Annotated in this window: 15 protein-coding genes; 12 read left to right on the top strand and 3 right to left on the bottom strand. The window is 49.2% G+C overall.

Features of this window, described 5'->3' with window-relative positions; genetic code table 11:
- The first annotated feature begins 71 nt into the window (after positions 1 to 71).
- From G459_RS0110615 to rny, 5 genes are all read left to right on the top strand, one after another.
- Positions 72 to 689: a DUF1684 domain-containing protein gene (locus G459_RS0110615; RefSeq protein WP_026967640.1), complete on the top strand. Its 618-nt coding sequence runs from the start codon at positions 72 to 74 to the stop codon at positions 687 to 689.
- Between the two features lie 106 nt (positions 690 to 795).
- Positions 796 to 3207, top strand: coding sequence for a phenylalanine--tRNA ligase subunit beta (pheT, locus tag G459_RS0110610; protein WP_026967639.1), 2412 nt, complete (start codon positions 796 to 798; stop codon positions 3205 to 3207).
- Positions 3208 to 3209: 2 nt separating this feature from the next.
- Positions 3210 to 3494: a hypothetical protein gene (locus tag G459_RS0110605; protein ID WP_026967638.1), complete on the top strand. Its 285-nt coding sequence runs from the start codon at positions 3210 to 3212 to the stop codon at positions 3492 to 3494.
- A 2-nt stretch (positions 3495 to 3496) separates the two neighbouring features.
- Positions 3497 to 3781, top strand: a complete 285-nt coding sequence (locus G459_RS0110600; RefSeq protein ID WP_026967637.1) for a cell division protein ZapA — start codon at positions 3497 to 3499, stop codon at positions 3779 to 3781.
- Positions 3782 to 3846: 65 nt separating this feature from the next.
- On the top strand, positions 3847 to 5412 hold the full coding sequence (gene rny / locus G459_RS0110595) for a ribonuclease Y (protein WP_026967636.1): 1566 nt from the start codon (positions 3847 to 3849) through the stop codon (positions 5410 to 5412).
- A gap of 76 nt (positions 5413 to 5488) precedes the next feature.
- Here the strand turns inward: rny and G459_RS0110590 are convergent, their stop codons facing one another.
- The 3 genes from G459_RS0110590 to kduI are packed head-to-tail and all read right to left on the bottom strand — an operon-like array spanning position 5489 to position 8186.
- The gene (locus G459_RS0110590; protein WP_026967635.1) at positions 5489 to 6511 is read right to left on the bottom strand and encodes a LacI family DNA-binding transcriptional regulator; all 1023 of its coding nucleotides are present in this window, start codon (positions 6509 to 6511) and stop codon (positions 5489 to 5491) included.
- 44 nt (positions 6512 to 6555) lie between these two features.
- Positions 6556 to 7344, bottom strand: a complete 789-nt coding sequence (locus tag G459_RS0110585; protein WP_026967634.1) for a gluconate 5-dehydrogenase — start codon at positions 7342 to 7344, stop codon at positions 6556 to 6558.
- A gap of 2 nt (positions 7345 to 7346) precedes the next feature.
- Positions 7347 to 8186: a 5-dehydro-4-deoxy-D-glucuronate isomerase gene (gene kduI / locus G459_RS0110580; RefSeq protein WP_026967633.1), complete on the bottom strand. Its 840-nt coding sequence runs from the start codon at positions 8184 to 8186 to the stop codon at positions 7347 to 7349.
- A gap of 286 nt (positions 8187 to 8472) precedes the next feature.
- Here kduI and G459_RS27230 point away from each other — a divergent pair, with 286 nt between their 5' ends.
- From G459_RS27230 to G459_RS0110545, 7 genes are all read left to right on the top strand, one after another.
- Entirely contained in the window at positions 8473 to 9708 is a 1236-nt protein-coding gene (locus G459_RS27230; protein WP_035455659.1) for a DUF4861 domain-containing protein, read from the top strand.
- Between the two features lie 168 nt (positions 9709 to 9876).
- Positions 9877 to 12843 carry a SusC/RagA family TonB-linked outer membrane protein gene (locus G459_RS0110570; RefSeq protein ID WP_026967632.1) on the top strand — a complete coding sequence of 989 codons (2967 nt, stop codon included), beginning with the start codon at positions 9877 to 9879 and terminating at the stop codon, positions 12841 to 12843.
- Positions 12844 to 12872: 29 nt separating this feature from the next.
- Positions 12873 to 14555 carry a RagB/SusD family nutrient uptake outer membrane protein gene (locus tag G459_RS0110565; protein WP_026967631.1) on the top strand — a complete coding sequence of 561 codons (1683 nt, stop codon included), beginning with the start codon at positions 12873 to 12875 and terminating at the stop codon, positions 14553 to 14555.
- A gap of 82 nt (positions 14556 to 14637) precedes the next feature.
- Positions 14638 to 15858: a glycoside hydrolase family 88/105 protein gene (locus G459_RS29845; protein ID WP_026967630.1), complete on the top strand. Its 1221-nt coding sequence runs from the start codon at positions 14638 to 14640 to the stop codon at positions 15856 to 15858.
- Positions 15859 to 15861: 3 nt separating this feature from the next.
- A complete protein-coding gene (locus G459_RS29840) occupies positions 15862 to 16845 on the top strand; it encodes a pectinesterase family protein (protein ID WP_026967629.1) in 984 nt (327 codons plus the stop codon).
- Between the two features lie 33 nt (positions 16846 to 16878).
- A complete protein-coding gene (locus G459_RS0110550; RefSeq protein WP_425393745.1) occupies positions 16879 to 18489 on the top strand; it encodes a glycoside hydrolase family 43 protein in 1611 nt (536 codons plus the stop codon).
- A 58-nt stretch (positions 18490 to 18547) separates the two neighbouring features.
- A complete protein-coding gene (locus G459_RS0110545; protein WP_051315173.1) occupies positions 18548 to 20179 on the top strand; it encodes a glycoside hydrolase family 28 protein in 1632 nt (543 codons plus the stop codon).
- Positions 20180 to 20242 lie beyond the last annotated feature (63 nt).

The following is a 20242-nucleotide window of genomic DNA, read 5'->3' as shown; positions in this document are numbered from 1 at the left end:
AATATCCAGGGCATTCTCCCGAATCAAGTTCGGGACAGGCTATCTGGCCATAAAAAATCAATTATAAACAGATGAAATCAAGTCAGGTAATTTTAATAGCAATCGGGATCGTCGTTTTGGCCGCAGTGGGCTATATGTTCACTGCCGCGGAAAGTCCTGAAGCCTATCTGGAGAAAATCGAAAAGGAACGCGAACGCCAGTTTAAGTATATCCGGTACAACGTCGAATCACCCTTGACCGAAGAACAAAAGCGGAATTTCAAAACACTGGATTTTTACGAGATCGATCCGGCCTATAGGGTGAAGGCTAGGTTGGTGCCCATCGAAAACAAAACAATACGGGAAGTACCGTTGACAGACGGCTCCGTGCAGCGGTACATTGAGCATTCCTACGCGGAATTTGAGCTGGGAGGAAAAACCAACAAACTGCTCCTGCTACAGTCAAAAGAAGAGACCGACATGCGAAACTTCTTTTTGGCTTTTGCCGACGAGACCAGCGCACGGGAAACCTACGGCGGCGGACGCTACATCAACGTACGACAGGATGGCAAAAACAGCATCACCATCGATTTTAATCTGGCCTACAATCCGTATTGCGCCTACAATCCGGATTTTGCCTGCCCGATTCCTCCCAAGGAAAACCTGCTCGATATCCCGATCCTCGCCGGAGAGAAAAATTACTCCAAATAGGCAAGCCCTCCTGCAATTCTTCTAAATTTGTTCTTCTGATTTGAAAAGGTGCCATCGCACCTTTTTTGTTGATATCCGGGAGTGAATTCCCGTAAAAATTACCGAAATGAAAATCTCAATCAATAGACTCAAACATTACATCACGCTTTCCGAAAGTCCGGAAGAAATCGGCGCCTTACTGACGCGCTCTGGCCTGGAGGTGGAAGGAGTCGAGGAGTTTGTTTCCGTGCCCGGTGGGCTTGAGGGCGTAGTCATCGGTGAGGTTTTGACCTGTGAAAAACATCCCGACGCCGATAAACTGAGCGTTACGACCGTGGATACAGGATCAGCGGTTGTCTCCATCGTCTGCGGCGCTCCCAATGTAGCCAAAGGCCAAAAAGTCGTAGTTGCAACCGTAGGAGCTAAACTTTATCCGTCGGAAGGGGAGCCTTTTGAGATTAAAAAAGCCAAGATCCGCGGTCAAGCCTCCGAAGGAATGATCTGCGCCGAAGACGAAATCGGCTTGGGGTCTTCCCATGCTGGCATCATGGTGTTGGATACAGATCTGCCAAACGGAACCCCGGCTGCAGAATATTTTGAAGTTGAAACCGACTCTATCCTCGAGATCGGGCTGACTCCCAACAGAGCGGACGCGGCCTCGCATTTAGGAGTTGCCAGAGATTTGAAAGCACTTTTGGGCAGAGAGATCAACCTGTCCGAAGAGAGTATGCTGACTGTTGAAAAGTCCGGCCCAGCTATTTCTGTGGAGGTTCAAAATGCGGTGGATTGCCCAAGATATGCAGGAGTAGTATTGACCAACATTAAGGTCGCTCCGTCTCCGCAGTGGCTTCAAAACTTCCTGCGCTCCCTCGATCTTGAGCCGATCAACAACGTGGTGGATATCACCAATTTTATCCTGCATGATCTAGGGCAGCCGCTTCACGCATTCGATGCGGATAAGATTTCCGAAGGGAAAATCATCGTCGGCAAACTGCCAAAAGGAACTCCATTTGTGACTTTGGACGGAAAGGAAAGAAAGCTTTCCGGTGAGGAACTCATGATCAGCGATCCCAAAGGTGGCATGTGTATCGCCGGGGTTTTTGGAGGAGATCATTCCGGAGTAAGTGATTCAACAACTTCCATCTTCCTGGAATCGGCCTATTTCTCTCCAGATGTGATCCGAAAAGGATCGCAGGTTCATGGGCTAAAGACCGACGCTTCCTTCCGCTTCGAGCGGGGAACAGATCCTAATATGCCAGTTTACGCATTGAAGAAAGCGGTGGCTTTGCTTCAGGAGATCGCTGGCGCAAAAGTAAGTTCGGAGATCATTGACCTCTATCCGGCGCCTGTGGCGGATTTTGAGATCGGAGTGACCTATGGGCATATCAATCGATTGATCGGAAAAGTAATCGCTCCTGCGGAGGTGAAGACTATTCTGGAAAGCTTGGAGATCAAAGTGATCAACGAAACGCCGGAAGGTTTTACCGCGATTGCGAAGCCGTACCGTGTAGACGTGACCCGCGAAGCGGATATCATCGAGGAGGTGTTAAGAATCCACGGCTTTCACCAAGTAACCCTTTCTGAAAACCTCCGAACAGACTTTCTCGCGGAGCATCCGGTCAAAGATCCAAACAAGCTGCAATATCGAACGACGGAGATGCTTGCCGCACAGGGCTATTTTGAACTGATCACCAACAGCCTGACCAAGCCGGCTTACGCGGAGAAATCAGGTTATCTTGATCCGGTATTGAATGTGGAAATCTTCAACAAGTTGAGCGAGGACTTGGGTGTGATGCGGCAGACACTGCTTTTTAGCGGACTGGAAGTTTTGGCGCACAACATCAATCGACGCCAGACCGATCTCAAGTGTTTTGAGTTTGGGACAGTCTATCAAAAGACCGGGGAAGGCTACAAAGAAGGTCGCCGACTTGCAATTTTCCATTCAGGAAACCGTTCTTCTGAGAGCTGGATTGAGACGGAGAAGCCCTTTGGATTTTCGGACATCTATGCGGCAGTAGAGCGAATCTTGGAGAGATTGAATGTGGAAGTCGGCCAAGTGTCCATCCAGGAGTCTGCGCCTTTTGCTTACGCATTGGAGCTGAAGTTGGGTGAAAAAGTGCTGGGCAGCATCGGTTTGGTCGATGAAAAGATTCTGAAGCTCGCCGAAGTTCGCCAAGAGGTGTGGTTTGCGGAGCTGGATTGGGATCTGTTGTTTAAGAAAGCCTCAGGCTTGAAGAAATACAGTGAGATCTCCAAGTTTCCGGAAGTTCGCAGAGATCTCTCCCTGGTGATCGACAAGGCGGTGACTTATGATCAGGTCAAAGCTGTCGCGGAGAAAGCCGGAGGCAAGCTGGTGCAGAAGATCGGCGTGTTTGATGTATATCAGGGCGACAAGATCGAAGCTGGCAAGAAGGCCTACGCCTTGAGCTTCCACTTACAGGATCAGGAAAATACATTGACTGATAAGGTAATTGAGAAAACTATGAGTAAATTGATTCAGGCCTTCCAGGATCAGGTAGGCGCCATCATTAGAAGCTAAAAATGATTCACGAGGAACTGCAAAAACTGGAGAAGCTGGCGGTACAAGCCGGTAAAAAAATGGAGTCCATTAGCGCTGATAATGAGCAACTAAGGGTTCGATTGGCGCTTCTAGAGCAAGAAATCCAGCAAAAAGAGCAGGAAATCCATCATTTTAAAAATAAGATTAAAATTAGTAACATTGTGGACAACCGACCGGTGAATCCAGAGGATGCCACTGAAATGAGTGACTTAATCAATAATTATATACAAGAAATCGATCATTTGATCACATACCTTTCCGAATAGAAATGGAGACGCTGGCCATCAGAGTGAAAATCGGAGAAAGGGAATATCCTATGCGTGTCAAGCCTGAAGACGAGGCTAAAATCAGACATGCGGGGAAATTGATTAATGAAAAATTGAGGAAATACAAAGCCGAATTTGGTCTGGATGACGTTCAGGATTTGCTTGCCATGGTTGCGTTTGATTGCATGGTGGAGTCCCTGGAGACTAATGAGGTCAATGCTGAAGACAGCGAACACATCCGCAAAAGCATTTCCCATATTTCAGCCCTGCTTACCAGGGCCGTTTGATTATTGATGTCCATTTGTTTCTGGGATTTTCGGAGCCGCGAGGGAGTTTAACTATATAAACACCTATGGCAGACGTACTATTTATCATCCTAGCAGCCCTGGCGGGGCTTGGCGGGGGTGCCGCATTGGCGGGATTTTTCATTAAAAATAAAAATGCAAAGCTGGAAGAAGAGACCAAACTGAAGGTCAGTTCCATGCTCAGAGAGGCGGAACTCAACGCTGAGTCGATCAAGAAAGACCGGATGCTTGAGGCAAAAGAGAAGTTTTTGAAGTTGAAGGCGGAGTTTGATGAGGAAACCAACAACAAGAAAAACATCATCATCACCAACGAAAACAAGGTCAAGCAACTTCAGCAGCAGGTTGCAAAAGAGCAAGAAGCGGTAAAACGCCGCGAGGCCGAACTCGACAGCAAGAAGGAAAATCTGACCGCCCAGCTTCATTCCGTTCAGGTCAAGAAGGAAGAACTCGACCGGGTGACCAATCAGCGGATCGCCGATCTGGAGAAAGTGGCCGGTTTGACCCGTGAGGAAGCGAAGGAGCAGATCGTGACCATGCTCACAGAGGAGGCACAAACCAAAGCTTCTTCCCAAATCAAAGACATACTCGATGAAGCGCGACTGACTGCCACCAAGCAGGCAAAAAAGATCGTGTTGGACACCATCCAGCGAACTGCTACCGAGCATGCGGTCGAAAACTGCGTGTCCGTATTCAACATCGAAAGCGACGACATCAAAGGAAAAATCATTGGTCGGGAAGGTCGAAATATCCGCGCGCTGGAAGCAGCAACCGGAGTGGAAATCGTCGTAGATGACACACCTGAAGCGATCATTATTTCGGGCTTTGATCCGGTCAGAAGAGAGATAGCACGACTTTCTCTTCACCGATTGGTTCAGGATGGACGAATTCACCCGGCCCGTATCGAGGAAGTGGTCGCCAAAACCGAGAAAAACATCGAAGAGGAAATCGTCGAAATCGGTGAGCGAACCTGTATTGACTTGGGAATCCATGGTCTTCATCCGGAGTTGATCCGGATGGTTGGTCGTATGAGATTCCGGTCTTCTTATGGTCAAAACCTCCTGCAGCACTCCAGAGAAGTTGCCAAGTTGGCGGCTACCATGGCGGCTGAGATGGGCCTGAATGCCAAGCTTGCCAAGCGTGCAGGTTTGCTTCACGACATCGGGAAAGTCTGGCCTGAAGAACAGGAACTGCCTCACGCCATCCTCGGTATGGAGCTGGCTAAACGCTACAAGGAACATCCTGAAATCTGCAATGCCATCGGTGCTCACCACGACGAAATCGAGATGACCTCGATGATCTCGCCGATCATACAGGCTTCCGATGCGATCTCCGGTTCCCGACCAGGCGCACGTCGTGAGATCATGGATAGCTATGTGAAGCGTCTGAAGGAACTCGAGGAATTGGCGCTTGGATTTGACGGAGTTAACAAGTGCTTTGCCATGCAGGCGGGTCGTGAGTTGCGTATCTTGGTCGATGCCGACAATGTCGACGATCAGCGAGCAGGACAGCTTTCTTTCGATATTTCCCAAAAGATCGAAAAAGAAATGCAGTATCCGGGACAGATCAAAGTCACCGTAATCCGCGAAATGCGCGCAGTCAACTACGCGAGGTAACTCTCCAACAGCTTACAATAAAAAATGGCAACTGCTTTCGGGTAGTTGCCATTTTTGATTTCAGAAGTTGTTGGATTTACTTCGAAGAATCCCGGATGATCAGCTCAGGCTTCAGGATGGTTTTTTTGGCGACGGCCACCTGTCCGTTGGTGTTGCCATTGAGCATCTCGAAGAACATCTCAGCGGTGATTTTGCCCATGGAGATACTTTTTTGATCGACTGTGGTGATGGTCGGATCTGAGAACGAGGTGAAGGGCTCGTTGCCGAATCCGGCGAGTTTCACCTGTCCTGGGACTGCGATACCATGCTCTTTGAGGACTTGCAAAGCACCCATGACAGCATAGTCCGCGGAGGAGAAGATTCCGTCAAAATCAACCTTATTTTGGATGATTTCCTCAGTCAGCTTTCTGCCATCCTCGAGCTGCATGTTGCCATACAGGATCAGAGCGGGATCGACTTCCAACCCATTTGCCTTCAGCGCGTCTTCGTAGCCTCTTTTTCTTTCTCTGTAGATGTTGATTCGCTGTACGTTGGTGAAGTGGACAATCCTTTTACAGCCGTTTTTGATCAAGTGGTCCACCGCCTGATAAGCACCCAAATAATCATCCAGAATCACATGACTGACGTCCAGCACATCAGCTGTCCGGTCAAATAGCACCAGAGGAATGCCTTTTTCGATGACCTTGTGAAAATGGTCAAAGTTCTCAGTCATCTTCCCAAAAGAAGCTATGATCCCATCCACGCGGGCGTTGATCAGCGCCTCGATATTTTGGACTTCTTTGTCGTATTCGTCGTAGGACTGGGAGATGATGACCTTATAGTTGAGACTGTTGGCGAGATCCTCGATTCCACGGATGACGGACGAGAAGAAGTTTCGGTTGGCGGTGGGGACGATGACCCCGATCAGTTTACTTTTCCCACTACGCAGAGCTGAGGCAATGTGATTGGGCTGGTAGTTGATCTGTTTTGCGACTTTCAGTACCTTCTTTTTGGTTTCATCCGAGATCCGCGGATTGTTGTTTAAAGCCCTTGACACCGTGCTTGCTGTGATGTTCAGCTTGGCCGCGATGTCATGGATGGTGGCTTTGTTGTTTTTCATTTCAGATAGGTTGGGCTATTGTCAGTGCAAAAAATGGCTTAGGGTTATTCCCCTGCTGGTTTTCCAATGGTGGCAAGGATTCCTCCATCCACGTAGACGATCTGGCCGTTCACGAAGTTACTCGCTTCACTGGCCAGAAAGACCACAGCACCGCCCAGATCTTCCGGGTTGCCCCATCTTGCTGCCGGCGTCCGGTTAATGATGAATTCGTTGAAAGGATGCCCGTCCACCCGGATCGGAGCTGTCTGCTCGGTCGCAAAATAGCCGGGGCCGATTCCATTGACCTGAATATTATGTTTTGCCCATTCTGTAGCCAGGTTTCGGGTGAGCATCTTCAGGCCGCCCTTGGCGGCCGCGTATGCACTGACTGTGTTTCGACCCAATTCACTCATCATGGAGCAAATATTGATGATTTTTCCACCAGATTGACGATTTATCATCGACTGTGCAACCCGCTGTGACATGATAAAAGGCGAGACCAGATCAATGTCAAGAATTTTCCGGAAATCCTGGGGATCCATCTCGATGGCTGGAGTCCTTTGAATCATCCCGGCATTGTTGACCAAGATGTCGATCGGGCCGATTTCCTGTTCGATTTGGCTGATGGCCGTGTTCACTGTGAGCGCATCCGTGACGTTGAAGAGATAGGGATGTGCGGTGATTCCTGCGGCTTGATATTCTGCCAGCGCGAGCTCCATCTTGGATGGGGTATGCCCGTTGATGACCAAGGTCGCTCCCTGACTCGCAAGTGCTTTGGCCATTGCCATTCCCAGTCCGTGAGTGGCTCCGGTGACCAGAGCAACTTTACCAGATAAGTCGAAATTTGGTTTCATGCTTATTTCAGTTCATTGGCCTTCACGACATCCATATCGCCGTAGTCCATGTTTTCTCCGGCCATTCCCCAGATAAACGTGTAATTGGACGTGCCGGCACCGCTGTGGATCGACCAGGGTGGAGAGATAATCGCCTGATGGTTTTTCATCCAAATCACACGGGTTTCATTGGGTTGTCCCATGAAGTGTGCCACTGCGTTTGGCTCGTCGAGATCAAAGTAAAAATAAGCCTCCATTCTACGGTCATGGGTATGGCTCGGCATGGTGTTCCAGACCGATCCCGGCTTCAGTTCGGTCATGCCCATCTGCAGCTGGCAGGTGTCCAAGACGGAATTGACCAAGAGCTTGTAGATGGTTCGGTGGTTGGAGTTTTCCAGAGATCCAAGCGTCACGACGTCTGCTTCTTTCGTGGTGATCTTTTTAGTAGGATAGTTTCGGTGTGCGGGAGCAGAATTGAAATAGAGATAGGTCGCGCCTGAAGTACTTGGGTGAAAGACCACCTCTTTGGTTCCCTGGCCGATATACAAAGCTTCCTTGTGTCCGAGATCGTAATCTACCCCGTCAGCGGTGATTTGGGTCGGCGCACCTACGTTTATGATCCCGATTTCCCGCCTTTCGAGAAAATACTCCGCCTTTAGCTGGTCGATCGTTTCCAGCTTGACGGAATGGTCTGTGGGATGGATTCCTCCGACGATCAGGCGGTCTTCGAGCGTGTAAACTCCCGTAAGCTGGTTCGGCTTGAAAATATTCTCCAGCAGGAATTTTTCTCTGATTTCTTGGGTGGGGTATTTTTTGAAATCCTCCGGATGGGTAGAATACCGGGTCAAAACAGGGTTTGTCATCATGAGTTTGATGTAATCGTTTGCGCAATATAATTATTTTCAATAAAAAACATACCCGCTGGGTATTCTATGAAATTTCTCCAAATAGGGATTTGACAATATAGAATGTTTTCAAAACTCTTTTCTAATAGTATAACGACTAGTTTTTGGAGAAAAATGTTTTTTTATTCCATTATTATTTTTAAAATGCAATCGTTTGCTCAAATGAGGTCCGATACTCCGACAGAGACTCGCTAAACTTGCTTGAACTTACCTATCAATAAACCCTTTAACTTGTATTGTTTTCATGCGAAAGTCGAGTCTTTCACATATCGCGTATTTGATCGTCTTATTTGGCTTGGTACTATCATGCTCTTCCAAAAAGGATGATGCGATTGCTGAGGAGGTAACTATTAAAGTCACAAATCCTCTTTCCGAATCTAGGGAATCTGTACTTTTTACGATTCCCGGCGAAAGGATAGCTGTTTTGGACGGCATGTTCTTTAGAGTCTACAATGGGGAGAAAGAAATTCCATCCCAGTTCCTGTCCAACAAAGGTGAGCGCCAACTTACCTGCCTTCTTGAAAATGTAAAAGCGGATGAAACGATTGAATTGCGGATAGTTTCGTCTGTTGAACAACCCACCTATTCCAAGCGCACCCAAGCCGAACTGTCTCATAAAACAGGGGGACATTTTGAAAACAGGGAATATATAGGAGGCCAATTCCAGAATGTGGATTCCCTTCATGTTCCGGCTGAGCATACCGACCACTCTTGGTTTATCAGATACGAAGGTCCGGGTTGGGAGTCTGACATGGTCGGATACCGGTTTTACCTTGACTGGAGAAACGGAATCGATGTTTTTGGGAAAAAAGTAGCTACTCCGGTCCTACAGGAAGTGGGACAGGATGGATTTGATTCCTATCACGAACCTGCATCCTGGGGAATGGATATCTTAAAGGTAGGCAAGACGCTAGGACTTGGAAGTATTGCCCACTGGGTTGATGGCAAAGCCCAGCGTGTGGAAATCACTGACAGTTTATATGCTGAAGTCGCTGAAAACGGTTCAATCTATTCGGCGATAACCACGCGATACTATGGTTGGCAAATCGGAGGATTGAAGACAGATCTGGCGTCGAAAATCTCCATCCATGCTGGTACTCGGATGTCAAAGATGGAGCTGAGCTCTTCAGAGACTCTGCCCAATCTCGCAACGGGGTTGATCAAGGATTCAAAGGCGGAATTGATTGCCAGCGATCAAAGCCAACGGTTTAGCTACATCGCCACGTTTGGTCCACAAAGTTTGGCTGGCGATCAGTTGGGAATTGCTGTACTCTATCCCACAGATCAACTGATGGAAATTACGGAAGACGAATTAAGCCATGTCGTGGTCTTAAAGCCAGAAGGAGGAAAGGCATTGACTTATTACTTTCTAGCTGCTTGGGAACAAGAACCGGAAGGAATAAAGGATAAAGCCACTTTTGTAGCCTATTTGGATCGGATGGTTCTAGAACTTTCCAATCCCGTAGTCGGGATCGACTGAAGTCTTTTGTAAAAGCTCGCAAAAAATGCTTTCGTGAATACAGGGGTACTCAATAGGTATCGAGAGAAATGAAAAACAACTAACTATAAATCCCGAAATATGATGAACAATTTACCCTTTTGTGGGACGGTTTCATCCGCTCGCAACAGATTCAGAAACCTGCCACGGATGTTGTGGCTATGGAGTATTTTCTTTTGCCTGACAGTGCAATCGATTGCTCAGTCGCAGACTAGAACAGTTTCTGGGACAGTCACCTCAGGCGATGACGGCACACCTCTTCCCGGTGTCACAGTATTGGTTAAAGGAACTACCCGGGGTGCAACCAGCGATCTCGACGGAAAGTATGAGATTACCCTACCGGAAGGACAGTCCAATACACTCGTTTTTTCATTCATTGGATTTACCACTCAGGAAATCCCTGTGGACAATCGCTCCGTCATCGATGTAGCAATGGAGCTCGACATGCAGGACCTCGGCGAAGTGGTAGTCGTAGGCTACGGCACAGTGAAAAAATCTGACCTGACCGGCTCAGTCGTATCGGTGCGTGATGAGGACCTCACTGCTATTCCGGTCACCAATGCGCTCGAAGTGATGCAGGGAAAAGTGCCGGGATTGGATCTGACCAAGACCAGCGGGCAGGCCGGTGCCGGACTGAATATCCGACTCAGAGGCAACCGCTCATTGAATGCAAGCAATCAGCCGCTCGTGTTGGTCGATGGTATTATCTATGGTACGACCATGGACGTCAATCCAAATGATATTGCCTCCATCGAGGTACTGAAGGATGCGGCATCGACTGCGATCTATGGGACTTTGGGAGCCAACGGCGTTATCCTGATCACCACCAAGAGAGGAGTTAAAGGAAAAGCAAAAGTCTCTTTGAACAGCTACTACAGCACCCAAAGTCTTGATGACTATGACTACATCATGACCGGTCCTGAATGGGTAGACTTCAGACGGGAATCCCGGAGAACTGTCGGAGAATGGAGCAGCCCCGATGACGATGGGAATATTTTCGTTCCGCAGCAGCTTGAAAACTTCCGAAATGGAATCTACTCAGACTGGGCGAATGAAGTGATTGGAACAGGTTCCCAACAAAACTACCAGGTGAGTGTTGCAGGTGCCGATGAGAAAGTGACCTACTATGTCTCCATGGAATATTTCGACGAAAAGAGTTTGTTCAAGAATGACGAGCTGGAGCGCTACAGTGGTAGGATAGCCGTGGACTACAACGCCTCCAAAAAGCTCAAGATCTCTACCAATGTAATGTATACTGTCAAGGATCAGGACCGTCGCCGCGACCCGCTCAACTGGGCAAATAAAATCAGTCCACTGGGTCCAGCCTATGATGAGGAGGGAAATATTGTCATTCTTCCATTAGGCGATGCTACTACCGTGAATCCGCTGAATGATGAGATTCCGGGAGCATTTGTGGACAATGAGAATAACCGTAGATTTTTTGGGAATGTTAGCGTTGAATGGAGACCGACCACTGCAATCACCTTTACCTCCCGCCTGGGAATTGATAATACCAATTCCAGAAGAGGGGTGTTTTTGGGTCAGAATACGATAGACGTGGGAGCTGATGGGATGACCGTCGCCCGCGCGACGAACAACATGTTTTCCCGGCTGACTTGGGAGAATTTTGCCACGTACAGCAAGGCTTCCGGTGATCATGATTTTCAGATTCTTTTGGGCCAAAGCAGCTGGTCAAACACCAGCGAGGAATATTTTGCCGAAGGACTGGATTTACTGTCTCCTACCATGTTGTTTCATAATTTGGGAGCTGCCCAGGAAGGAATCCGGATCAACAGTTCACTTTCTGAAAGCGCACTGGCATCTTTCTTTACCCGGATAAACTACAAGTTCAAAAATAAATACCTCTTTAACGCAGTCTTGAGGGCGGATGGGTCTTCGGTGCTTTCTGAGGAAAATAAGTGGGGCTTATTCCCTTCCGCCGCAGTATCTTGGATAGCCAAGGAGGAGGGCTTCCTAGTCGACAACTCGACCATCAGTGAGCTGAAGTTTAGACTGAGCTATGGAGTCTCCGGCAATTCTGCTGTATCTCCCTATCAGACCCTCGGTGGGTTGAGCAAAAGCACCTATGCATGGGATGAAGGCTCCTCGGAAGTACCAGCTTTCGGCTACTACCCTTCCCTGATTGCTGCATCGAATTTGGGCTGGGAGGAGACAGCCACCGTCAATTTTGGTGTCGATTTTGGATTTTTCAACAACCGGATTTCCGGAACATTGGATCTGTACGAGCAAAACACCAGCGCCCTGCTGATGGAGCGTGCGGTTCCTGCCACATCCGGCTTCACCAGCTCCTGGGACAACGTAGGCAAAACCCGAAACCGAGGCGTTGAGGTCTTGTTAAGCACCATCAATTTGGATCGGCCAACGGGATTTAGCTGGACTTCGGACTTTACTTTTACCCATAACAGTGAAGAAATCGTCGAACTGGTAGAAGGCGATAGAGACCTTGCCAACAACTGGTTTGTAGGTTATCCGATTTCATCCTATTTCGATTATGAGAAGATCGGAATCTGGCAATTGGGTGAGGAAGACCTCGCTGAAGCCAACCAACAGGAAGTGGGCGAAATACGGGTCCGTGACCATGACGGAGATGGTGTAATCACTCCAGACGATCGGGTGATCTTGGGTAGTAATGTGCCAAAGTTCAACCTTGGAGTGAATAACAGATTTTCCTATAAAGGCCTTGAGCTGAGTGTGTTTGTTTTTGCCCGTCAGGGAAATATGATTATCAGCGAGGCCAATGGATCTTACAAGATCGATGCCCGTGAAAATGGCCCTCGAGTGGACTATTGGACACCGGAGAATCCGACCAATGCCTATCCGCGACCAAATGCCGGGACCAGTACCGGAAATTCCCGCTACTTCTCAACGCTTCGATACGCCGACGGATCTTTTGTCAAAGTCCGAGACATCACGCTGGGCTACAATCTGCCTGCGACGATCTTGGAAAAACTCTCGATCTCGAGACTGCGCATCTATGCTACCGCCAAAAACTACTTCGTTTGGAGTGATTTGGGAGGATATGACCCAGAGCGGGGCGGAAACCTGAGCTTCCCTATGACCCGACAGTTGCTGTTTGGAATCAACGTGGATCTCTGATTTTTTCTAAAACCCAAAATTTGAAAACCATGAAGAATATTTGCAAAATACTACTCGCCCTGAGCATGACCGCCGGGATGACTTCCTGTTCGGATTTTCTCGAAGAGGATAACAAAACAGGCCTCACCGCCGACGGCTATTACGTGACTGGTGAAGGGATCGAAGCACTGGTCAACTCCTGCTATACACCGATGCGTTTTTGGTATGGGAAAGAACACGGAATCACCCTGTCCGACCTGGGTACGGATATTTTCACTCGGGCCAATGGCATGGAAAATCCTCCGCTGGCCTTGTACAACGCGGATCTAAGTGGTCAAAATGGCCAGATAAATTTCTATTGGACCCGTCTCTATTCCGCGCTGAATGCCACAAATGCTGCCGTGGGCAGGATCCCTGAGTCTCCGCTTTCAGATGAGCTAAAGACACTGCGACTTGCTGAAGTCCGGTTTTTGAGAGCGTTTTATCTCTGGCATATTGTAGAAACTTGGGGCGGTGTGCATTTGTCTCTTGAGGAAGTGACGGAGGTGCAGACGACGGCCACCCGAAGTTCTGTTGAGGATTTTTACACGCAGATTTTTGCCGATTTGCAGTTTGCAATTGATAATCTGCCTGAGACGACCGGCCAGTACGGTAGAGTAACCAAGCCCGCAGCCGAGGCTTTCACCGCCCGGATGCATCTAACCCGTGGCAATAACCAAGAAGCGTCACAGCTGGCCAAAAAGGTGATTGACAGCTATGGATTTTCTCTGGTAGATTCCTACGAGGAGCTGTGGGATATTTCCAATGTCCGAAATTCAGAAGCTATCTGGGTGGTTAACTTCACTGCGGATCTGATTCTGAACCGGGAGTTGGAATCTCCTGATGGCAATATTCTCCTGAGAGACGGCGGAAACAACTCTCACTTGTTCTACCTGATGACCTATGATCAATTGCCGGGAATGTCACGTGATATCGAAAACGGAAGGCCTTTTGCCAGATTTATGCCTACGACTTTCCTGTTGGATTTATTTGACGAGACCATGGACAGTCGCTATCATACGACCTTCCAGACCGTATGGAAGAGCAATAAACCAGGCACCTACAATCTTCCTCTTACCACCGGATCTGAGACCAAATCGGTCACATTCGCCGCAGGGGATACGGCTATCTTCGCTACCAAATATCCGCTCACAGATGCAGAGAAAGATGCGCTTCCGTACACGATAATTGACCGTAACCGAACCTACAATCCAGACGGATCTCCGCGTGTCAGAGACCGATACATCTCTTTGAAGAAGTTTCTCGAGCCTACCCGCCAGACGGTTGCGCAGCAGCAGGGATTGCGGGATGCTTTTGTCATCCGCTTGGCTGAGATGTATATGATCGTGGCAGAGGCGGAGCTTAATCTGGGCAATGCCTCCGAATCTGTCGAATATTTCAATGCGATCCGCAGAAGAGCGGCTTATCCGGGGCATGAAGCTGACATGGAGGTGGAAGCGGGAGAGATGACCATCGACCTGATCTTGGATGAAAAAGCCCGGGAATTTGCCGGTGAGCAAATCCGATGGTTTGATCTGAAGCGAACCGGAAAACTTGTGGAACGAGTCAAACTCTATAACCCTGACGCAGCGGCGAATATCCAGCCTTTCCACAACCTGCGGCCCATTCCACAGGCGCAACTGGATGCCATTTCAAACAAAGATGAATTTACCCAAAACGAAGGATATCTCTGATAATTCGCCCCTAAATCCTTAAATATCGACCCTGCATCGTTTGCAGGGTCATTTTACTAATTTGCCTTTTTGTTTCAGCGCTATGAAAAAAACAACTATCCCCATTCAATCGCTCTTGCTTCTGATCACAGTGTTTTGGCTGAGTTCCTGTGGTCAAAAGACGCAGGAGGAGAAAGTCCCAGAAGCCGAAGAAGTCAAGCCCTATTCCGAACGAATGGCGGATTCTGAAATCGCCCGAAATCCCGAGGGCTGGTCGCTCGACTTCAACGCAAAGCCCAAATGGGAATACACCCACGGGCTGATCATGAACTCGATGCAGGCTGTCTACAAGCAATACGGCGATAAAAAATACCTGGAGTACACCAAGCGTTTCGCAGATTTTATGGTGGATTCGGCTGGAAATATCCTGACATATAAGAAGACCGATTTCAATATAGACCGCGTGAATGGCGGCAAGTTTCTGATCAACCTGTACCAGGAAACCAGCGAACCTCAGTACAAACTGGCCATCGACGAGCTCCGGGATCAGATGCGCAATCATCCAAGGAATTCCGAGGGCGGCTTTTGGCACAAGAAGGTCTATCCGCATCAGATGTGGCTGGATGGACTCTACATGGGTTCCCCGTTTTTGGCGCAGTATGCGGCCACGTTTGATGAACCTGCACTTTTCGATGATGTAGCCAATCAGATTTTGCTGATGGATAAGTACGGCTACAGCCCGGAGACAGGTCTCTACCACCATGCGTACGACGAGAGCAAATCCCAAAAGTGGGCCGATCCCGCCACGGGTCTTTCGACCAACTATTGGGGTAGAAGCATTGGCTGGTACGCCATGGCTTTGGTCGATGTGCTGGATTTTCTTCCGGCGGATCATCCAAAGAGAGGCGAAATCATCACCATAGCTCAGAAATTGGCCAAAGGAATCGCCCGGTATCAGTCGCCTGAAGGCGTGTGGTACCAGGTCGTAGATCAGGGTACTCGGGAGGGAAATTATCTGGAAGCCTCGGCTTCGTCCATGTTTACTTATTTCCTACTCAAAGGCGCTGCCAAAGGATATCTGGATCAGGAAGACCTGCAAAATGGACTCAAAGCATACGAAGGTTTGATCAAGAAATTCATCGTGGAGAATCCTGACGGCAGCCTGACTATCACGAAAGTCTGCGGTGTCGCAGGGTTGGGTGGCACTCCGTACCGGGACGGCAGCTACGAATACTATGTCGGTGAGATCATCCGAGACAACGACCCCAAAGGCGTCGGCCCGTTTATTCTCGCTTCATTGCAATACGAGGCAATCAAAAAGTAACCCATGAATAGAATAATACTTGTTCTGGCTTTGTGCCTGGCGTCATTGCTGGCGCAAAGTCAGGATTTTGATTTTACAGTGGCAAAAGATGGTTCGGGTGACTTCCAAACTGTGCAAGAGGCCTTTGATGCAGTGCCGGATTTCCGCAAAAACGAGACGCGGATCCTGCTCAAGCCAGGTGTTTACAAAGAGAAATTGGTCTTGGCTTCGTCCAAGACAAACGTGACTTTGATCGGAGAAGATCCGAAGACGACGATCGTGACCCACGATGACTTTGCCCAGAAGAAAAACCGGTTTGGTGAGGAAATGGGAACCACGGGTTCTACCAGTTTCTTCGTCTTTGGCGATGGGTTTTTTGCAAAAAACATCACCTTTGAAAACTCCGCAGGCCCAGTCGGCCAGGCTGTGGCAGTTCGGGTAACAGGCGACAAAGTCGTCTTCGAAAACTGTCGCTTTCTGGGTTTTCAGGATACACTTTATCCTCAGGGAGACCGAAGCCGCCAGTACTACAAAGACTGCTACATTGAGGGCACGGTTGATTTTATCTTCGGTTGGTCGACGGCTTTTTTCGAAAACTGCGAAATCTACTCCAAAGGCCCTTCAGGCTATGTGACCGCGGCATCAACCAATGAGGGAACCCCTTTCGGCTTTGTGTTTTTGAACTGCAAGCTGACCGGGGATTCTCCCGAAAACTCCGTGTACCTCGGCCGACCTTGGCGTGATTTTGCGCAGACGGTTTTAATCAACACAGAAATGGGCGCCCACATCAAGCCGGAAGGCTGGCACAATTGGAGCAAGCCCGATGCTGAGAAGACCGCTTTCTATGCGGAGTTTAATTCAACCGGGCAGGGAGCTTCTCCTTCTACCCGGGTGGGCTGGTCTCATCAGCTTTCCGCGGTGGAAGCGGAAAAATATACGATTCAGCATGTTTTGTCTGGGGCAGACCAATGGGATCCTCTGGCGATTATCAAAAAATACAACAAGTAAAAAGTGAAGTTCAGTACCATTCCATGCGCAGCTTTGCTCAGTTTGACGGCGGCCTTTGCGCCCCAAGCTTTTGCGCAGCAAAATCAACAAATCTCCCAAGTCTGGGTAGCCGACCAAGGCGACGGCACCTACATCAATCCCATTCTTCATGCAGACTACTCCGATCCGGACGTGGTACGCGTGGGAGAGGATTTTTACATGACCGCCTCCAGTTTCAATGCCGTGCCGGGATTACCAATCTTGCATTCCAAGGATCTGGTGAACTGGACATTGGTGAATTATGCCCTTCCGAGGCAGGTGCCGTTGGATCACTTCTCCAAACCTCAGCATGGAAATGGAGTTTGGGCTCCGTCCATCCGCTATCATGAGGGCGAGTATTATATCTATTGGGGTGATCCGGATTTTGGGATTTACATGGTGAAAACCAAAGATCCGCTTGGGGAATGGGACGAGCCGGTACTCGTGGAGGCCGGAAAGGGCCTGATCGATCCTTGCCCGCTTTGGGATGAAGACGGGAAGGCCTACTTATCCCATGCTTTTGCGGGAAGTCGCGCCGGTATTAAGAGCGTTCTTGTGGTGAAGCCGATGAATTGGGAAGGAACCAAGACGACCGGAGCAGGCAAGATGGTCTTTGACGGACACGACGCCCATCCGACTGTGGAGGGGACGAAGTTTTACAAGAGAAACGGCTACTACTACATCTTTGCTCCGGCGGGAGGAGTTGCCACAGGCTGGCAGCTGATCTTACGTTCCAAAACCCCTTACGGGCCCTACGAGGAGCACATTTCTTTGGCACAAGGAAATACTCAAATCAACGGCCCGCATCAGGGCGCCTGGATCGATACGGGTCAGGGAGAGGATTGGTTTGTGCACTTTCAGGACGTGGAGGCTTACGGGCGGATCACACATTTACAGCCGATGGTTTGGAAAAACGACTGGCCGACCATGGGTGAAGATCCCGATGGGGATGGGACTGGGCAGCCGGTATTTAGGCGCAAGAAACCAAACGTAAGTGCCAAAGCTGGCATCGCTACTCCTCCCGATTCCGATGAGTTTGATGGAGAGGATATCGGGCTGCAGTGGCAGTGGCAAGCCAATCCCGAGGCGACTTGGGCCTTTGCCAATCCGGCTGAGGGAAAGCTGAGGCTCTTTACGGCAAAGCTTCCCGAAGGAGCCAAAAATCTCTGGTATGCACCAAATCTACTGCTCCAGAAGTTTCCCGCTCAGGAATTTACGACAACTACTTCACTGAAATTTACCCCAAATCCCAAGCTAAAAAATGAGCAGGCAGGGTTGATCGTAATGGGCATGAGTTATGCCTATCTGGCTTTGGAAAGTGGGGAAGACGGGATTTATCTAAACTATGTCACCTGTCTGGATGCAGAACACGGCAAGACGGAATCCAAAAAGCAAATCACGAAATTGGATGGCAATGAAGTACAGCTTCGGATCAAAGTAGGCAAGGGTGCTGCTTGCAGCTTTTCTTTTTCTGAGGACGGCGTGAAGTTCACCGAGATCGGAGAGACCTTTAAGGCAGTTCCGGGCAAGTGGATTGGAGCCAAAGTCGGCCTTTTTGCGACAAGAAATACCCAAACGAACGACAGCGGCTTTGCCGATGTGGACTGGTTTCGATTTGAAAAATAGACAACAATAAACTCAAGATATCATGAAAAGAATCATTCAGCTGGGAGCCGCCTTGGGGATGGCCTTGCTTTTAAATTTTACAGCAGAAGCCCAGATTTCTGACCAAGAGGTTTACGAAGGAATCGAATTTGACATGCCGAAGGTCAAGGAGACGAGCTTTCCCGATCTGTCGAAAAGCATCGAGGAATACGGGGCAGTAGGCGATGGCATGACCAAAAACTCTGCTGCTTTCAAAGCTGCGATCGAGGCAGTGAATGGCAAAGGCGGCGGGAAAGTTGTCGTGCCGCGAGGGGTATGGCTTACCGGGCCGATCACGCTTCTAAGTAATGTCAACCTGCATCTGGAGGATGGCTCGTTGATCATTTTCTCCAAGGACAAAGACGACTATCCGCTAGTCGAAACCAGCTTTGAAGGCCTGAATACGATTCGTTGCCAGTCGCCAATCAATGCCTACCAAGTCGAAAACATTGCCATCACTGGCAAAGGGACGATTGACGGAAGTGGCGAGGCGTGGAGAAGTGTAAAAAAAGGCAAGATGACCGAGGATCAATGGAAGAAGTTGGTCAAGTCCGGTGGGATCGTCGAGGGCTCCAATTGGTACCCGTCTCAATCATTTTTGGATGGATACAAAGCAAGTTCTTCCTTCAACGTGCCGGATACCAAAGACCGCGCGGAGCTGGAGAAGATGAAAGATTTCCTTCGTCCTGTCATGGTGAGCATCCGGGAAAGCAAACGCGTGCTGCTCGACGGGCCGACTTTCCAAAACTCCCCGGCCTGGAACATCCATCCGCTGATGAGCGAGGATGTGATCATCCGCAATCTGAGCGTTCGCAATCCATGGTTTTCCCAAAATGGTGACGGCTTGGACTTGGAATCCTGCAAAAACGCATTGATCTACAACAATACCTTTGATGTCGGTGACGATGCGATCTGCATCAAGTCCGGCAAGGACAAAGACGGCCGCGACCGCGCGATTCCTACCGAAAATGTGATCATCAAAAACAACGTCGTCTATCACGGCCACGGCGGCGTGACGGTTGGAAGTGAGATGTCGAGCGGCGTGCGAAACATGCACGTGTCGGCCTGCACCTTCATCGGAACCGACATCGGCCTTCGCTTCAAGAGCACCCGCGGTCGTGGCGGCGTGGTCGAAAACATCTGGATTTCGGACATCAACATGATCAACATCCCAACCGAGGCGATCGGATTCAATATGTTTTACACCGGGAACAGCCCGGTGATCGAGGAAGACCAAAGTGCGGACGACGAGGCCAGACAGGAAAATTTGGTGCCTGTGACCGAGGAAACGCCTGTTTTCAGAAACATTTTTATGAAAAACATCACGGTGACGAATTCGGAGATTTCGGCGTCTTTTATGGGTTTGCCGGAGATGAAGCTGGAGAATGTCCGTCTGGAAAATTCGCTTTTGCAGGCCAAAAAAGGCATCACTGTAATCGATGGGGAAGGGCTTGAGTTTGTGAACGTCCGCGTGATCTCTGAAGACACGCCGCTGACGATCTACAATAGCCAGGATATCAAGGTAGAAGGATTCTCTTTCGGAGAAAACGGCAAGCCTGCGGTCAAAGTCTTGGGCAGGTCTTCCAATGTCCAACTGGATCAAAAAGACTTTTCTGATCCGGCGAAGGTCTCGATCGGAAAAGGATTGGAAGGCGAAGTCAAACTCAAGTAAGATGAAATCGAGCATGACGAACCCGTTTCACAATTGGATCAGCATCAGCCATGCGAGATTCTC

The sequence above is a fragment of the Algoriphagus terrigena DSM 22685 genome (assembly GCF_000429445.1).
Classification (GTDB): Bacteria; Bacteroidota; Bacteroidia; order Cytophagales; family Cyclobacteriaceae; genus Algoriphagus; species Algoriphagus terrigena.
Note: the sequence above shows the minus strand (reverse complement) of the source record. Positions and strands in the feature narration are given on the sequence as shown.

Excerpts from the sequence above, each read along its gene's own strand:
- G459_RS0110615 (WP_026967640.1), top strand. The coding sequence starts at position 72 with ATGAAATCAAGTCAGGTAATTTTAATAGCAATCGGGATCGTCGTTTTG.
- pheT (WP_026967639.1), top strand. The coding sequence starts at position 796 with ATGAAAATCTCAATCAATAGACTCAAACATTACATCACGCTTTCCGAA.
- G459_RS0110605 (WP_026967638.1), top strand. The coding sequence starts at position 3,210 with ATGATTCACGAGGAACTGCAAAAACTGGAGAAGCTGGCGGTACAAGCC.
- G459_RS0110600 (WP_026967637.1), top strand. The coding sequence starts at position 3,497 with ATGGAGACGCTGGCCATCAGAGTGAAAATCGGAGAAAGGGAATATCCT.
- rny (WP_026967636.1), top strand. The coding sequence starts at position 3,847 with ATGGCAGACGTACTATTTATCATCCTAGCAGCCCTGGCGGGGCTTGGC.
- G459_RS0110590 (WP_026967635.1), bottom strand. The coding sequence starts at position 6,511 with ATGAAAAACAACAAAGCCACCATCCATGACATCGCGGCCAAGCTGAAC.
- G459_RS0110585 (WP_026967634.1), bottom strand. The coding sequence starts at position 7,344 with ATGAAACCAAATTTCGACTTATCTGGTAAAGTTGCTCTGGTCACCGGA.
- kduI (WP_026967633.1), bottom strand. The coding sequence starts at position 8,186 with ATGACAAACCCTGTTTTGACCCGGTATTCTACCCATCCGGAGGATTTC.
- G459_RS27230 (WP_035455659.1), top strand. The coding sequence starts at position 8,473 with ATGCGAAAGTCGAGTCTTTCACATATCGCGTATTTGATCGTCTTATTT.
- G459_RS0110570 (WP_026967632.1), top strand. The coding sequence starts at position 9,877 with ATGTTGTGGCTATGGAGTATTTTCTTTTGCCTGACAGTGCAATCGATT.
- G459_RS0110565 (WP_026967631.1), top strand. The coding sequence starts at position 12,873 with ATGAAGAATATTTGCAAAATACTACTCGCCCTGAGCATGACCGCCGGG.
- G459_RS29845 (WP_026967630.1), top strand. The coding sequence starts at position 14,638 with ATGAAAAAAACAACTATCCCCATTCAATCGCTCTTGCTTCTGATCACA.
- G459_RS29840 (WP_026967629.1), top strand. The coding sequence starts at position 15,862 with ATGAATAGAATAATACTTGTTCTGGCTTTGTGCCTGGCGTCATTGCTG.
- G459_RS0110545 (WP_051315173.1), top strand. The coding sequence starts at position 18,548 with ATGGCCTTGCTTTTAAATTTTACAGCAGAAGCCCAGATTTCTGACCAA.